General features: G+C 31.4%; 23 protein-coding genes. All 23 read left to right on the top strand.

Annotated features, from left to right (window positions below; genetic code table 11):
- Positions 1-56 precede the first annotated feature (56 nt).
- A complete protein-coding gene (locus tag RBQ61_RS02865) occupies positions 57-470 on the top strand; it encodes a hypothetical protein (RefSeq protein WP_308139027.1) in 414 nt (137 codons plus the stop codon).
- A gap of 2 nt (positions 471-472) precedes the next feature.
- Positions 473-1,255 (top strand): ParA family protein, encoded by a 783-nt coding sequence (locus tag RBQ61_RS02860; RefSeq protein WP_308139026.1) that lies wholly within the window; start codon positions 473-475, stop codon positions 1,253-1,255.
- On the top strand, positions 1,248-2,174 hold the full coding sequence (locus RBQ61_RS02855) for a ParB/RepB/Spo0J family partition protein (protein WP_308139025.1): 927 nt from the start codon (positions 1,248-1,250) through the stop codon (positions 2,172-2,174). The genes RBQ61_RS02860 and RBQ61_RS02855 overlap by 8 nt, the downstream gene beginning before the upstream one ends.
- Entirely contained in the window at positions 2,171-2,407 is a 237-nt protein-coding gene (locus tag RBQ61_RS02850) for a transposon-transfer assisting family protein (RefSeq protein ID WP_308139024.1), read from the top strand. Before RBQ61_RS02855 ends, RBQ61_RS02850 begins: the two co-directional genes overlap by 4 nt.
- Positions 2,408-2,438: 31 nt before the next feature.
- Positions 2,439-3,455 (top strand): ArdC-like ssDNA-binding domain-containing protein, encoded by a 1,017-nt coding sequence (locus RBQ61_RS02845; protein ID WP_308139023.1) that lies wholly within the window; start codon positions 2,439-2,441, stop codon positions 3,453-3,455.
- Between the two features lie 69 nt (positions 3,456-3,524).
- Positions 3,525-3,701 (top strand): antitoxin VbhA family protein, encoded by a 177-nt coding sequence (locus RBQ61_RS02840; RefSeq protein ID WP_308139022.1) that lies wholly within the window; start codon positions 3,525-3,527, stop codon positions 3,699-3,701.
- Between the two features lie 14 nt (positions 3,702-3,715).
- On the top strand, positions 3,716-4,489 hold the full coding sequence (locus RBQ61_RS02835; RefSeq protein WP_308139021.1) for a Fic family protein: 774 nt from the start codon (positions 3,716-3,718) through the stop codon (positions 4,487-4,489).
- A 46-nt stretch (positions 4,490-4,535) separates the two neighbouring features.
- The gene (locus tag RBQ61_RS02830; protein ID WP_308139020.1) at positions 4,536-4,718 is read left to right on the top strand and encodes a hypothetical protein; all 183 of its coding nucleotides are present in this window, start codon (positions 4,536-4,538) and stop codon (positions 4,716-4,718) included.
- Entirely contained in the window at positions 4,715-5,473 is a 759-nt protein-coding gene (locus RBQ61_RS02825; protein WP_308139019.1) for a Fic family protein, read from the top strand. The genes RBQ61_RS02830 and RBQ61_RS02825 overlap by 4 nt, the downstream gene beginning before the upstream one ends.
- Positions 5,474-5,555: 82 nt before the next feature.
- Positions 5,556-6,572: a DUF3991 and TOPRIM domain-containing protein gene (locus RBQ61_RS02820; protein WP_308139018.1), complete on the top strand. Its 1,017-nt coding sequence runs from the start codon at positions 5,556-5,558 to the stop codon at positions 6,570-6,572.
- 1 nt (position 6,573) lies between these two features.
- The gene (locus tag RBQ61_RS02815) at positions 6,574-8,145 is read left to right on the top strand and encodes a hypothetical protein (RefSeq protein ID WP_308139017.1); all 1,572 of its coding nucleotides are present in this window, start codon (positions 6,574-6,576) and stop codon (positions 8,143-8,145) included.
- A gap of 2 nt (positions 8,146-8,147) precedes the next feature.
- Positions 8,148-8,873, top strand: a complete 726-nt coding sequence (locus RBQ61_RS02810; protein WP_308139016.1) for an SAF domain-containing protein — start codon at positions 8,148-8,150, stop codon at positions 8,871-8,873.
- A 54-nt stretch (positions 8,874-8,927) separates the two neighbouring features.
- Complete coding sequence (locus RBQ61_RS02805; protein ID WP_308139015.1) at positions 8,928-9,602, top strand: DNA/RNA helicase domain-containing protein; 675 nt, start codon at positions 8,928-8,930, stop codon at positions 9,600-9,602.
- 4 nt (positions 9,603-9,606) lie between these two features.
- Positions 9,607-10,905, top strand: a complete 1,299-nt coding sequence (locus RBQ61_RS02800) for an ATPase, T2SS/T4P/T4SS family (protein ID WP_308139014.1) — start codon at positions 9,607-9,609, stop codon at positions 10,903-10,905.
- A gap of 1 nt (position 10,906) precedes the next feature.
- Positions 10,907-11,830 carry a hypothetical protein gene (locus RBQ61_RS02795; protein WP_308139013.1) on the top strand — a complete coding sequence of 308 codons (924 nt, stop codon included), beginning with the start codon at positions 10,907-10,909 and terminating at the stop codon, positions 11,828-11,830.
- Between the two features lie 4 nt (positions 11,831-11,834).
- Positions 11,835-12,731 carry a hypothetical protein gene (locus RBQ61_RS02790; RefSeq protein WP_308139012.1) on the top strand — a complete coding sequence of 299 codons (897 nt, stop codon included), beginning with the start codon at positions 11,835-11,837 and terminating at the stop codon, positions 12,729-12,731.
- 261 nt (positions 12,732-12,992) lie between these two features.
- Positions 12,993-13,190 (top strand): hypothetical protein, encoded by a 198-nt coding sequence (locus RBQ61_RS02785; RefSeq protein WP_308139011.1) that lies wholly within the window; start codon positions 12,993-12,995, stop codon positions 13,188-13,190.
- A gap of 49 nt (positions 13,191-13,239) precedes the next feature.
- Positions 13,240-13,674 (top strand): hypothetical protein, encoded by a 435-nt coding sequence (locus RBQ61_RS02780; RefSeq protein ID WP_308139010.1) that lies wholly within the window; start codon positions 13,240-13,242, stop codon positions 13,672-13,674.
- A gap of 5 nt (positions 13,675-13,679) precedes the next feature.
- Complete coding sequence (locus RBQ61_RS02775) at positions 13,680-14,195, top strand: TadE/TadG family type IV pilus assembly protein (protein WP_308139009.1); 516 nt, start codon at positions 13,680-13,682, stop codon at positions 14,193-14,195.
- Positions 14,196-14,227: 32 nt separating this feature from the next.
- Positions 14,228-14,449, top strand: a complete 222-nt coding sequence (locus RBQ61_RS02770) for a hypothetical protein (protein ID WP_308139008.1) — start codon at positions 14,228-14,230, stop codon at positions 14,447-14,449.
- A gap of 24 nt (positions 14,450-14,473) precedes the next feature.
- A complete protein-coding gene (locus RBQ61_RS02765) occupies positions 14,474-15,268 on the top strand; it encodes a hypothetical protein (protein WP_308139007.1) in 795 nt (264 codons plus the stop codon).
- A gap of 82 nt (positions 15,269-15,350) precedes the next feature.
- On the top strand, positions 15,351-15,821 hold the full coding sequence (locus RBQ61_RS02760; RefSeq protein WP_308139006.1) for an HD-GYP domain-containing protein: 471 nt from the start codon (positions 15,351-15,353) through the stop codon (positions 15,819-15,821).
- 171 nt (positions 15,822-15,992) lie between these two features.
- Positions 15,993-16,073 carry a putative holin-like toxin gene (locus RBQ61_RS17625; protein WP_374049905.1) on the top strand — a complete coding sequence of 27 codons (81 nt, stop codon included), beginning with the start codon at positions 15,993-15,995 and terminating at the stop codon, positions 16,071-16,073.
- The last annotated feature ends 151 nt before the right edge of the window (positions 16,074-16,224 follow it).

The following is a 16,224-nucleotide window of genomic DNA, read 5'->3' as shown; positions in this document are numbered from 1 at the left end:
TGCAGCTACATCTGATGTAGCTGTTTTTAATTTGCCGATGAAAGGAGTTAATCAGTGTGATAAGTGCATATAAACATAACTTGCATTTTATATGTTTAGAAGATGAATCAATCTTAGAAATGCCCATTAATATCAGAAATCACATAATAGAACTAGGCGACAAAATAACTTATATGGGTGACGAAAGGTATAACTGCATTGATACAGGCAATAACAATGGTTATATAGAATATTCAGGATATATAAATTCCGGAAAAAATAAAATACTGCTTTTTATTCCGAATGGTTGGAAGAAGGATGAAATTATCAGACAATTATCTTTTTTAGAAAGCAATGAAGAAAAACAGTGGTATATGGCATTCCTTCAAATAGATACAAAAGTAAACAAGGAAGGCGACCTGGACTATCTTACAGGGCCATATGGAGGTTTGAAACAGATTTATGCAAAACAAATTAATTTTAAGGAGTAGAAATGAGTAAAGTAATAGCAATAGCAAATCAAAAGGGCGGTGTAGGAAAAACAACTACAGCTGTAAGTCTTGGTATAAGCCTTGCAAGACTTAATAAAAAAGTTTTGCTTGTAGACTTGGACGGACAAGCTAACTTAACCATGTCATTGGGGTATGACCCTGATGAACTGGAGAATACATTAACTAACATTATTGAAAATAGAATTAATGATTATAATTATATAATTGATAAATCGGAATATATTTTAAGTGCTGAAGGAATTAATCTGCTGCCGGCTGATATAGGATTGTCAAGTATCGAAGTAAAGATGTTGAATACCTTAAACAGAGAAAATATTCTAAAGAATATTTTTAGGGAGTTTAGAAGAGATTATGATTATATTATAATTGACTGTCTTCCGTCATTGGGTAGTTTGACGATTAATGCTCTTGTGGCGGCAGATAGTGTAATTATACCTGTACAATCACAGTATTTGTCTTTGAAGGGAATGGAGCAGCTTCTTGAGACTATTCGTGGAGTGAGAGCTCAAATTAATCCTGAATTGAAAATTGAGGGAATCTTAATAACCATGTATGATAGGAGGACAAATTTAAGTAAGGAAGTATATGAAACAATAAACGATTCATATGGAGAATATATAAAGGTTTTTAAAAATCCTATAAATATTTCTACCAAGGTTGCGGAAGCCCCTTCTCAGGGAGTAAGCATTTTTACGTATTGCCAAAGTAATGAGGCTGCAAAATCGTATGAACAGTTGGCGAGGGAAGTGATAAACAATGGGTAAGCTTAATCTGAATACAAAGATGAAGGGTTATAGCGTAATTAATGATATTATTGGAAAACCGGATTCTGTTGAAGAAGATGGAGTCAGGCAGATAAAAACATATCTTTTGATACCTTTTAAGAAACATCCTTTTAAGTTGTACGAAGGAAAGCAGCTTGATGATTTGGTAGAAAGTATTAAAGAGTATGGTATTTTATCTCCGGTAATAGCAAGAGAAGTTGAAAATAAGGAAGAACTTGAGCTTATGAGCGGTCATAACCGTGTAAATGCAGCTAAAATAATTGGCCTTGAAACAGTTCCTACAATAATTAAAAACGTAGATGATGATACGGCACAAATTATAGTTGCAGAATCAAATTTTAGACAGCGCAATAATTTTCTTCCTTCTGAAAAGGCAAAGGCGTATAAAATGCAGATGGATGCACTAAAAAGGCAGGGAAAAAGAACGGATCTGGACATCTGTTCCAATGGAACATATACAAAAACATCTCGTGATAAAGTGGCTGATAATAACGATACTTCACCTGCTCAGATAAGAAGATACATAAGGCTTAACTATTTGACTGATAAATTACTTGATATGGTTGATAATAATAGTATCTCCTTCCGGCCAGCAGTAGAAATTTCATATTTATCTGCTGAAACCCAGAAGATGATTGAATCGCTTATAGAAAAAGAAAAGCAGAAAATTAAAATCAGTCTTAAGCAGGCGGAAAGGTTGAAGGAACTGGAAAAAGATTCGGGGACTTTGAATTTAGACACAATTCTTGATGTGCTGTCTGAAAAGAAAAAAATGAAAAAGAAGCTTGAAATACCCGTATCTAAAGTAAAAGATTTTTTTGACGATAGTGTAACAGAGAAAGAAATGATTAATATTATTTTGAATTTGCTTGAAAGCAATATGCAGGAGGGAAAATGAAAACAAAAATACATTTTACGGTTGAAGAATTGACTTTAATTAAAAACCACAAGAATATTAATAATAATATTAGCAGGACAGAGCTTATAGAAATATTAGAAAACAGTATTGAATATTCTGATGAAAAAATAATAAAAGAATGGATGAAAGAAACAGTCTTTAAACTCAGACAAATGACAGATGAAGATTTTTACAAGATAGATTACACGTTAGGCATAGATGCAGAAGATTAATTCTTCTGTTTTTTATTTGGAGGTATTTATAATGAATGATAAGGTAAAAGAAATATTAGAGCAATTGGAAGACGGAGTTAAATCAGTATTTGATTCCGAAAAGTATAAAAAATACTTAAAAACAATGTCAAGTTTTCATAATTACAGTTTTAACAATTCATTGCTGATTTCAATGCAAAATCCTGAAGCAACATATGTTGCCGGGTTCACAACTTGGAAGAAGCTTAAACGATACGTTGTAAAAGGTGAAAAAGGAATTGCCATTCTTGCACCCTGCGGATTTAATCGATACATCGAAAAAGACAAAATAAATCCTGATACAAAAAAACCGGTAATTGATCCTAACACCGGAAAGGTGGAAAAAGTTAAGATCCCTGTTGATGCTAACAGGTTTAGGGCGGTATATGTATTTGATATTTCTCAGACCAAAGGCGAGCCACTTCAGTTAAATTTAATAGAAGAATTAAAAGGTGAGGTGAAAGATTATAAAAAATTTTTGGAATCGTTAAAGGAAGCAACAGATTATAAGATTGTTTTCGAGAATATCAAGGGAAACGTTAAAGGATATTGTAATTTTGAAAAGGAACTGATAGCTATAAAAGAAGGAATGGATGAAAAGCATGTTGTTAAGACTGCTATTCATGAGATTGCTCATTCATTACTACATGGCAAGGATAATAAATGTAATAATGAAATTTCCAGAAAGGCAGCCGAGGTTCAGGCGGAGAGTGTTGCTTACGTGGTATGCAGCCACTATGGCATAGAAACAGGCGAATATAGCTTTGGATACATTGCCGGGTGGAGCAGGGATAAAAAAACTGAGGAGCTGAAGGAATCACTGTCTGTTATTCAAAAAACATCAAATTTTATTATCAATAGGGTTGATGATGCGTATAGGGAGTTAGGCTTGTTAAAGGATAATAAAACAGAAGAAAAGGGTGGAAAGTCCTTGAATGATTTGAAAAAACAAATTAATGATTACAGACATAATGCTAGTCCAAAATATGCTCAAAATGTCGTAAAAAAAGATCTCACAAATGAACGGTAAAGTCTGATTTTTATAGATATTTCCAATGAAATATGGTAAAATATAATAAAGTAATTTGGAGGGAACTTAATGGGAACAAAAATAAATAATACAAGTTCAAGATCATGGAAAGCGGCATTAGATATGCAAAAAATTGATGGATATAGACCTGATGCACAATTTAAATCTTTAATTAAAAAAGAAATCAGGGGGGAAATATCTACAGAAGATATTATTAAAAAGCTTATAAATAAATATAAACGGTAAGTGAGCGTGTTTTTATGACTGACCCTTACGTGTATGAAAGTACGGATACCTTAATTAACAGACTTAACATTAAAGATAATGAAATGTTGATGAAGGTAGAAAAAGAGTTTACTACAATAAGAATGAAACAAATAATTGATGATGAAGACGGTAAATTGATTAAAGGTGATTATGATTATGAACATTTAAAATCTTTTCATAAATATATTTTTCAGGATATCTATGAATGGGCAGGTCAAAAGAGAACAGTTGATATCGAAAAATCGGAAATAGCTTTAAATGGAATAGATTTTCAATATTCTCCAGTTGATAATATTGAAGAGGAAATTACAAAAAGCCTGAAAGAACTTAATAAAACAAAATGGGAGAAGTTAAGTCTTGATGAAAGAGTAACTAATTTTACGTTTCTGTTATCAAATGTATGGAAAGCACATGCATTTAGAGAAGGAAATACAAGAACAACAATTATGTTTTTTATAAAAGCGGCCAATAAGCTAAATATTCCTTTAAAATATGAAATCCTAACGGATAATAGTGAATATTTGAGAAAGGCACTTGTAGCTGCATCATATGAAGACAAAGAAATTGAAATAAGCAGAAACTTTACCTACTTAAATCGTATCATTAAAGATTCGTTTGAATCATATGAGCAGAAAGATCAACACAGAAAAACATTAGAGGACCTTAAAAATGATATAAATGACAGCAGGGCAGATAAACGCAGAAGTCTAATAGTTAAAAAGGACAAGGTTAAAAATAACAAAGGAATTTCAGACAAAGGAAGATAACATATGTTCCAATGGAACAAAAGATAATGTATTGAGGAGTGGAGACATGGATGAAAAAAGAATAGATAAAATATTGAATGATGTGAGTGCGGATTTTTCATTTGAAGGTATGCCTCTTACGGAAGATAATAAAGAAAAAATAAGGGAATGTTTGTCAGGCAGAGCCGAATTTGATGAAACAGTAAAGATGCTTATCGATAAATATAAGGACAAAGGTAATGCAATATGAATGAAGAATATGATATTGATGATAAATATTGTTATAAGGGTACAAATGTACTGAAGAATAAGCTAAATATTACCGATGCAACTATTTTATATAATGCTGAGCGTGACATTACATCTGTTAATCTTGCCAAAGTAAGATCAACGCCTGTAAAAGGAGTCCTTGATTTTGAACATCTTAGGAAAATACATTATCATATTTTTAAGGATATTTATAGTTGGGCAGGACAAATCAGAAGTGTTAATATATCTAAGGGCAATATGTTTTGCTTGTATGAAAATATAGATAGTTACGGTAGCTATTTGTTTGAAAAATTACGAAAAGAAAACTATCTTACAAATATTGATAAAAATTTTGTATGTGATAGGCTTTCTTTTTTTATGAGCGAAATAAATGCCCTGCATCCTTTTAGAGAAGGTAATGGCCGTTCACAAAGAGTATTTATGTCATACTTGGCAAAAGTCGCAGGATATGAGCTTAGCTTTGATAAAGTCACACGTGATGAAATTATACAAACAAGTAATGCTGCATTTATTAACGGGCATGAAGAATATATAAATATGTTTGAAAAGATAACAAGCCCTATTTCTTATGAAGAGCGAAAGGAATTCATATTATCTATCGGCATGGAATCGGTTATAAGGGCTAATAAAAAAACCATAGGAATCATGAAAAAGGAAATAGAATGTTATAGGAGTAATTCAATAAAGAACAATAAAATAAACAGTAGAAAACTTGATAAGGATTTAGAGAGATAACTTTTGTTCCAGTGGAACAGTTTTTTGCAGCAGTAAAAATACTGCTGTTTTTTTATTGCGTAAAAAGAGAGGAGAAAATCTTATGTATAAACAATATCAAATAAATAAGGCAAAGAACATGGATTTATTAGATTATGTAAGACAGAGAGGATATTCTCTTATCCAGTCGGCAGCTAATGAATACCGACTGAAAGAGCATGACAGTTTAGTGATTAGTAATAATAAATGGAAGTGGTTTTCAAGAGATATAGGAGGAGATACCTTAGATTTTGTTACAAAGTATGAAGGAAAGAGCTTTAAAGATGCAATGGAGATATTAATTGGAGAGAAGGGAAAAGAAAAAGTAAAAGAATACTTTCCGGAAAAAAGCCAACAAAAACCTAAAAAGGACATATCTCAGCTTCCGGAAAAAGCGGATAACTACAGAAGGCTATTTGCCTATCTTTCTAAAACACGTAGAATAGACCCTTCTATAATTCAGGATATGATAAATGATAGTAAATTGTATCAGGAAAAACAATACAACAACTGTGTTTTTCTTGGGAAGGATTCCAATGGAGAAGTAAAGTACTGCCTTAAAGTTGGGACAAATACATATAAAAAGTTTAAAGGCGAGCAGGAAGGATCTGATAAGGCTTATGGCGTTGAATTATGTTCTTCTTCGGAAAGCTCAAAGGTATACGTATATGAGTCAATTATTGATGCCATGAGTCATGCGACAATGATAAAAATACAAGGTGGCAATTATAAAGATCATAACAGAATTTCTCTTGGATGTGTTGCTGATGTAAAACTTGAGCAATTTTTAAAAGATAATCCTAATATAAAAACAATTATTTCATGTCTTGATAATGATAAAGCGGGGATAGATGCTACCGAAAAAATAAGAAAAAAATATTCTAATCGAGGCTATATTATAAAAAGGATATTGTCAAAGAGCAAAGATTTAAATGAAGATTTGGTCGCTGCATTTGAATTTCTTGAGAAACAGCAGAAGACGGTGAGCGATTTGGACAGCAACATTAAAAAAAACAGAATGACTAATAAAAACGTGCCTTCTGAAAAAAGAAATAAAAATGCAGTTGAAAGGTCAATGTAATATGAAGTCTAAAATTATTCTTTTCTGGTCTCCGGTGAAACGCCAGGGCGGATGCAGTACCAATGTTGCCTTGTATGCTTCATATTTATCACACGTTATGGGCGAAACTGAAAAGGCAGTAATATATAGTCTAAACGAAAATGCAGATGCTGCTGATTATTTGACTTTCAACACTATCAGAAACGGCGGTAAAGATTTATTGCTGTTAAGTGAAACAAACAATGTAAGCTTTAAAGAGGATGTATTAGCATATACACATAAACTATCTGAAAATCTTGATATTTTAGGAACCGGAAAAGAAAGAGAAATAGTATCAAGAAGAATAATGAAAATGACTGAAATACTAGCAATCGCATATGACTATATATTAATCGATTCAGTTACAGGTGAAGGTTCGGATTTAAATAGGCTCATTGGAATATCTGACTTAGTAGTTGTATGTGTTCCACAAGATAAGTTTGTGTATGAAATGCTTGACATTAGTATCTTTGAAAATAAAAAAGTGATTTTTTTAAGCTCAGTCCATAATGAGAAAAATGAATTGAGTGTAAATAAGATACAAGCTATGGTTCCGGTTCAGGTCTATAAAATAAGTCGTGATGATAAAGTAAATCAAGCTGTTTATGAACAGGAAGTGTACAGTTATATAGCCAATGAATTCAAGAAAAAATCAACTGTTATTAATGAGCTTAGGGAACTGCATAACGAAATATTCCGGTTAATTAATCTTGAGCAGTTAAATATTACTTATGAAATAAAAAAGAGCTATGATAAAAAGAATGATGAAGTTTTACCTGATAGCATCCCGGAGCCGGAGATAAAGGTAATTAAGGAATATAAATTTATTAAGGCAAAAAATAATATTGCGGTAATTAATTTATCTCAAGGAGCCGGTTCAACTTTCATATCATTAAACATTGCTTATATGTTAAAGGATAAAAAAGTTGATTCTTCTGTAATTGAAATACCTAATAAAAAAATGAAAGCTGATATTTTTAATATAGTTTGTGACGATTATGAATTTTCTGAAAAAAAATTTATTAAAAATGGTGTAAGGTTCTATGTTAATAACAACAAAAAAACATGTAATTGGGACAAAGAAGACAGCATTGATTTTATCAGCTCAATAAGTAAAGAGAGTAATGTAAATATATATGATATTGGTAGCGTGACATTAGATGAAAACATAAATTTCTTGTTCAATATTATTGATGTTGCCATAATTGTAATTGATCCTATGCCCTATAAATTATTGCAGGCTGAAGAAAGAATAAAGTCTGTCAAGGAACTTGAAGAAAAGAACGTTAATGTAATTTATGTCTTGAATAAATATATTAAGGATTTAAATAAAAGAGATATTGAGAAGTATTTGCAGGTTAAATTATCCTCGTGTATTCCGTTTATTTCTCCTGAAACATTATATGCTGCTTATTATTCAAATCAAACAGTTTATCAGCTTGAAAAATCAGAGCTTTTTAGAAATAGTTTACAAAAAATTCTTTCTGATGCAAATGTATTGGAAGAATATAAAAACAGAAAAACTCAAAAATTTAAACTATTTAAGTGGAGGTAATTTTGAAAAATCCAAAAGTAAATATATTTAAAACTACAGCAGTATTCCTAATAATTTTGGCTGCTGTTTTTTATTATTACGAAGAAATAAAGGTTCCTGAAGTCAATATAGAAACAGCAGAAGTAATTGTAGCAATAACAGATATTCCTGAAAATACCGTAATTGAAAAAGAAATGTTAACCATGGAAAAAAAATATGCGGAAGATGTTAAAAAGACAGAAAATATTGCAAAATCGTATAATGAAGTTTTAGGCAAAAGAACGATAGTACCGCTCTATAAAGGAGAACCGATTAGCAAAAACAGAGTTATTAGTAATAAGACATACATGAGTGACAAAGACCAGGTTCAGATTGCCCTTGCCATAAACGAAGTTGACAAGGCTTTAGAGTTGCATCAAGGTGACTATATTGATATATGGCTTGAGCCTGTTTCACAAAGTCAAGAAGAGATAAAAATAGAGCCGTATAAATTAATTGAAAAGATACAAATAATTCAGGCTCATGATTCTAATTACAATAATATAAGCCAAAATATCGCAGTCGCAGGAGCTGAAAGTTTAACATCAAATACTGTATATGTGCCTGCGTATTTGACAATAGAGATGTCAGATACGATGCTGAAAGAGTTATATTCTATAGATAAAAATAAATATAGCATTCGTATTACACGATACGGAGAAGAAAAATTATACAATATTGTAGAAAGAAAGTTAAAAAAGGCACAGTAAGTACAGGTATCAGAAGAAAATGAAATTTATTAAAGTTGAGTTGGAGGACTAAGTATGACAAAACTCATAACAGTAACCGGCAGACCAGGAGCAGGAAAAACAACAGTTGCATCAATACTTGCAGAGAAGCTTTCAAAAAAACATACAGTGTGCTTGATTGATAATAATAAAAACAATATAAATATATACGACGTAGTGTCACCAATTGAAAATATAAACCTGTATGCTTGCCTTGCTGATAAGGAAAGCTGTCGAAAGGCAATAAAAGAAAGTGCGGCTGAATTAAGAAAGAACTTATATTTTTTTTCAGGGGGCAATGAATTGCTCACTGAAGAACAAATACAAATGTTAAAAGAGTTGAATATATTTGAATACATAATAATAGATTCCGGAACCACAAAAATGGAGTATCCAGATTACAATATAATTGTTGTGAACCAAAACTCAGCCGAATACACAGTGATTGACGAGTATATAACGGTCTCAAATTGCTTAAGGGCTTCTAATAACTTAATAGTCGTGAACAGGTACACTGAAGATGCAGAGTTTAAAGTAAAAAAAGACTTTAAACTTTATTATTGTCCGGAAATAGTTAACTTCGCAAACGGATATGAGCTTAGACTTCCGGAGAAGAACACATCTGAAGTAAAAAAAATTATTGAAGCTATTACAGGTGATAAATCAGAGGTTAAAATGAAGCCAAGGTTTGGATTGTTCGGAAGGAGGTAATTGCATGGAGTACATGGAATATGATGAAATTGAGGACAAAGTCTATGAAAAAATAGTTAAGAAAAAATTCACTTCTCAAGAATTAAGCGATATTCACACGCAAATGCTATTTAATTGTTCTGCCGGCGATATTGGAGCTAAGAAATATGTTAAAGTAATGATAAAAAATGAGCTGCTAGGCATGGATATTCCCAAGGCTAAAATAGAAGAGCTTATAACAAAAATCTATGCTAACAGGTGGGGTCTAAAAATAATTGATAAATACGATTTGCCTGATGTGGATGAAATTATAACATTAGGAACACGCATTCTTTTAAAAAAGCAAGGCGATATAATTGAAGTTAATGAACAATTCAGAAATTATGATGAAGTTATTGATGTTATGCGCAGAAGCCTTGAGTTTGATAAATCCAAGGATTTAAATGAATTGAATCCTTCAGTATTGGCTGAAAGGGCCGATGGCGCAAGAATACAAATTACAATTCCGACGTTATCAAGGTATCCTGTGATGAATATTCGTAAACATGACAGCTTTATCCCGACGCCGGAAAACATGTTGAAAAACGACACATTTACAGAAAAAGAAATTGAAATGATAGCAACACTTGTAAAAGGACGGGCTAATATATTAGTCATAGGGCCGCCGGAATCAGGCAAAACAGCAACGGTCAAATGGCTTATAAGATACCTGAACGATAAATTGATTATCGGACTATTAGAATCAGATTTCGAAATGAATCCTGAAAAGCTATACCCAAATAAATACTTTATACCTTTAAGAGAAAGAGATAAATTTTCTTTAGGTGATTTATTTGCTGTTCTATTGCAGAAAAGTATCAATCTAATTATTCTTACTGAGGCACGAAGTAGAGAAGCTAATGAACTAATAAAAGCCATGACAAGAGGATTAAGCGGCAGCATGGGTACGGCACATATTACGAATGCAGATAGCGTTCCTGATGCTCTAACATATATGATTATGGAAGGCAATAGTAATATTTCATTTGCTGCAAAAAGAAACGAAATAGCTTCGGCCATAGATATTGTAATAGAAATGAAAAAATTACCGGAAAATGAAAAGGGACAGATGAAAAAAATTGGCGGGGGTATTTTTGAACTTATTGAAAAAGGAGAAAGAGAACGTCATGAGACAGTTCCCATATCAAGGCTTATTATTGACGAGGAAAACCCACATGCCAGCAATAAGAAGGTATACGAAAACACTATATCGCAGAAATTGAAAAAAAAGCTTAACGAAAACGGCGTAAAAATGAGCGAAATTAAAAGGATTTTTGGTGATTAAGATGTATAAAATAATATTAATAGCTGTACTTATTTGTGCTGCTCTAATCTACACTAAAAGACTGAAAAAAATGAAGCTGAAAAACTCTGTTCAACAAAACAAAATAAGTGTTTTGACTTCAAAGCTTGATAAAATTATATTTAAGAATGTTCATTTATCACAAGCAAAAGAAAGTTATGTAATCAAACTCAGGATGATTAATCTAAAATCTGATGAAGAAAACAATGAATTAATACTCAAGTTTCTGCTCTATAGTATTACTGCAACAATTCTGTTATTCGCGTTGTTGTCAACCGTTATAACAATGTGGTATGCAACAATAACAATTTCTTTTGTATTTTTCTATTTGATTATGTTTTTTGGAATTGCTTATGTGAAGATTAAAATAAACAAAATACATGGTCAATTTTCGGTTGCCTTGCAGCGTTTTATTGATAAATACATAATTAGTAAAAATATAAAAAATGCTATAAATAATTCTTATCCAAGAATGCCAAAAGAAATAGGAGCTGCTTTTGAAATGCTTACAAGAGAGCTTTCAGGAGCGAAGAATCCGGAGATTCCAATTAAGAAGTTTGCAAGCGAACTTTCATATGTTTGGGGTCATAATTTTGTGGAAATTCTGTTGCTTTCATATAAAGGGGTTGGTGATATAACAGATGATCTTCTGAGACTCAACAGTATCGTTCTAGAAGAAATAACTACTGAAGAGGAAGATAAGTCAAGCAGGTATGCAAACAAAATGACATTTATTATTGTATACACTTTTGCACTTATAGGAATAATTGTAAACCTGTTTATTAATGACATGGCAAGACATTTATATTTTTATACTGCCACAGGGAATAAGCTTCTAGCCATATGGTTGATGGTGCTTATTGCAGGAATAACAGTTATTTCAATATCAGAGAGAGGAGGAAGGTGATAAAATGCATATAATACTTTTTTTATTGGCCGTGATAATGATTATTGTGCTCATATGGCCTAAGAAAAAACTTAGGCGCAGCATTAAACTATCAGATAGACTCAATAGCATACTATCAAAATTACATTATGATGAAGACAGTAACAATTATAAAGTATTGCAGCAGAAAATAAATAATGCCGGAATAAACATTAGTCCTGAAACATTCCAATCAATAAGAATAATATTTCCGTTTATGACTACAGCATTTTATATATTGTTGAATGTAATAAACTATGTTAATTTACATTTGAACATAGATGCAGTCAAGGAAGCAGCAAAATTATTAAACGATCAATCAATTTTAAATATAAGGCTCAATATAGATATCCGGGTTATTCTTGTTATATATCTCATATCAATACTGCTTCCTGGTTTAATTCTTAAATTCATGAGTAGTACAAGGATTAAGCTAAGCCAAAAAGAGTCTTTAACTCTTTTGACTTACACCGTTATGCTTCTTAGAACTCCAAAGCCGGTAAAGGATATATTAAATTCTATATATGAAAGAGCAGATTATTTTAAGCTCATTCTTGAGAGAGCTAATAATACGTTCTCTACTGATTCAAAAAAGGCATTAGATGAATTAATGAACTCAGCTCCGGATAAAACAGAATTTGAAAATATCTGTATTGCCCTTCAGGAAGCGCAGAACGGTGACAGAAGATTAAGTATTGTATATCTGGAGAATCATAGAAATCTAGCAAGAGAGGTAAATAAACAAATAAGAATCAGAAAGCAGACAAGAAATCAGGGGATAGGAATCCTGGCAATGATGATTCCTATAGCAATATCCATAGCCATAGTTGGCTATCCGTGGCTGATTTATACCATAAGGGCAATTAGTTCAATTCCGATATAAAATCCAAAATGGCAGAAATTTTGCTGTTTTTTTATATAGATAACTTTAATCAAAGGGGTGAACTAAAATATAAGAAAGATATTAATAAACGAAAAAGGATTTGTTTCAATTGAGATTATTGCTTACATAGCCATTGCTGCCATAATAGCAAGTATTGCAATTCCAAAATATAATGCTGCATTTACTATTAGAAATACGGCTGTAAGCAATAATTTTAATTCGGTTGATACTGTTATTGAATAAGAAAAGAAGGGAGAAAATATGTTAAACAAAATAAAACAAATAATCAAAAATAAAAAGGGTTTTGTTACGATTGAACACCTTGCATGGGCGGCTTTAATTTCATTAATAATAGGAGCGGTTGCTGTCGCTTTGAAGCCGGATATTGTTGGAAGTAACAGCATTCTTACTAATTCATCAAATAGGATTAAAGGTCTTGAAGATGTTATGACAGAATAGTTCAAATCAAGAGGGAGCGTATGCTCCCTCTATAATTGGGAGAATGAAAATGAAGTATATTAAAAATCAAAAGGGAGCAATTACTACAATAGAAGTATTGGCATATTTACCATTCATAATTTATCTGATTGTTTATCTGGTTATGGGTGGATTATTCCTAGCAGAAAAAAATGAACTTAACACGATTGTAAATAAGAAGCTTGACAGGGCTATAGTTGAAGGACAATTTACTGTTGAGCTTAAAGAAGAATTAGTAAATGAATTGGATTCCAAGGGGTTCAAAGAAGAAAAACTCGAGATTACCATAACTCCGGATGCAGCGGATGACAGTAATAATAATACTTACATATCCAGGGGAAATGAAATAAGTATAAAGGTGATATATAAAAAAACACATACATTCTATTATCTGAATTTTGCTATTGGAGAAGAATCCACTTTTTATCCTAAAGCCAAAGTAACCGGAATGTCTGAAAAGTGGTGATGCCGATGAAAAATTACATACACAATGAAAAAGGAAGCTTGAGTATATGGTTTATTATTATAGTATTTGTTTTTCTTGGAATAGCAGTATTGGTAATGGATTTTGGAAGCTTATATATGAATAATAAAACAGTAAAAGAGAGTCTTAACAGGGCTGTTAAAGCTGCAGCTCTTGCTATTAATGAAAATGAGCATCTAGCTGAAGGAATATTTACTATAGATCCGGCCAGAGCAGAAGTAAACTTCAAACAGATCCTGGCTGAAAATATCGGATTAAATGAAGTTACTCTGGATCCGTTACCTACTGGCAGCCTGGTAACAGAAAAGCCGGAAATAAAAGAATTTGTAGTAGAAAATTCAACTCCGACAACATATTTTTCACCGGCACTGAAAAACTCATTTATCTTTGAGCATCCGTCCGTACTGGCGGTTGTACGTATCAAGGTTAAGGGCGTTTTTTCAAGCCGTACTTTTACACTTTACAAGTTGTCGAGTAGTCAGTTGACGAGTGTTTATGAATAATAAAAAGATACATACAAGAAAGGTAAATGCATATGGGTATTTTAAATTCTGATAGAGAAACAACATTAAATATAATAGCAATGATTATGGCAACAATATTTTGTTTAGATGTAATAATGCTTGTTTTAGCCATTAAATTAAGAAGAGAGGAAAAGAGAGATTCAAAATTTTATAATATTATTCAATTCTTTTCATTAGCGATGGGAGCACTTTCTATATTGATAAGTATTGTTTATTGGTGTATATTGAGATAAATATATTAAAAGAGGCAGGTTAACATGAAAATTAATAGTGAATTAATAATTCAATTTCTTTCATTTGCAACACCAATACTAACTCTTATTGTATGGGGATTATCACGAAACGAAAAAATATTAAATTCCAAAAAAATTCAAAAATATGAAAACCGTGATTATCAATATGTTATTCTTTTATTTCAAGCAATTAATACCGTTATAAATCCGATATTATTTTATTTTGGTTTTTTAGTATCATTTTTAGTTTCTAAAATTATAAATCCGGTATATCCACAATGGTTATTTTCTACAATAGAATTTTATATAGCTTTTGTTGTAATTCTATTAGTTTTTGAAACAGAAATTGTAATGAAAAAAAGAAAAAAATTGCAAATTATTTCGTCTGCTATATCAGAAGAGGCAAAAAAAATTGTTTTATATAAAAATAATAAGAAGGATTACTTTTACAGATTTAACATGGTTATATTCTTTATACCGTGGATATTTGTAGCTAACAACGTATCCAATAAAGAGCTAATATTAACATATATTTTTGGATTAATCATATATTATGTTATTTCTGTTATTATAATGTCATTTAGGTTATCAAGATATGAAACTAAGGCAATAATTACATCAAATACTGTAATACGAACTGACTTCAGGGAAGAATATGGATGTTACTTAAATATGGTATTGAAAAAAGAATTTTCTTTTAAGATTGAAGATAATAACACATTAATTTACTACCCAGGGGACATTTCTTTATATACGATTAAGCAGGACAACCTAATTAGTGTGAATGTGGGATATAATATTGAATATTTTGGTGTTTAATTATTAAAATTAATACATTTTTCGCATAGATGCTATATAGAATTAGAAGCATCTTTTTTTATGCCCGAAGGGAGGGAGACAAATGCAGATAATAAATAATATTAGACTGCTTAAACACAGTATCAAAGTTGCTGTTCTTTCATGTGCCTTGGCTTATAAATTAAAAATGTCTATTAATCAGTGTAAAAATTTGTTTATTGCCGGGCTATTCCATGATATCGGAAAAATAAAGCTGGATCAGAGCATACTGAATAAAAAAGAAAATTTGACATCTGAAGAATTTGAGCATATAAAGCAGCATGTAGTTTTGGGTGTTGAATTGCTACGTAAGTATAAAATTCCTGAAAGAATAATTGTAATCATTGAGCAACACCATGAACGAGAAGATGGGACAGGCTACCCTAACGGGTTAGAAAAAAGTGAAATTTGCATTGAAGCAAAGATACTGAGAAGTGCAGATGTATTTGACGCTCTTACTTCCAACAGGGCGTATAGAAGAAAATATACTAAGCGTCAGGCTAAGGAAATAATGAGGAAAGAAGAGCTTATATAAATCTTGCTCACTGAAAGAAAAAGTCCTTAAAATATTGAAAAATCAATAAAAAATAGAAATTCCAGCTTGAAAAATCATAGAAAATATGGTAAAATATATGTGAATAGGTAGTAACAGGGTACGGCTGATCCATCTCAATGAAAGGAGGCAAAACTCTTTCAAAAGGTGGTGATGCTGATGATGTCTACATATGAAACTATGACACTAATGATTGCTTTTGCAATGTTAGTAGCAGTCATCATAAAAAAGTAGATACCCTGTTGGCCCAGAGTATCTACTAAATACAATTTATAATGTTTAGTCAGCTGTAGCCGACTACCTATTCTTTATCTTATGTATATTGTAACTCATTTATACTTAAAAATCAATAGCAAATACAAATATGAGTTACATTTAAGGCACA

This window comes from Sedimentibacter sp. MB35-C1 (assembly GCF_030913635.1).
Taxonomy (GTDB): domain Bacteria; phylum Bacillota; class Clostridia; order Tissierellales; family Sedimentibacteraceae; genus Sedimentibacter.
Note: the sequence above shows the minus strand (reverse complement) of the source record. Positions and strands in the feature narration are given on the sequence as shown.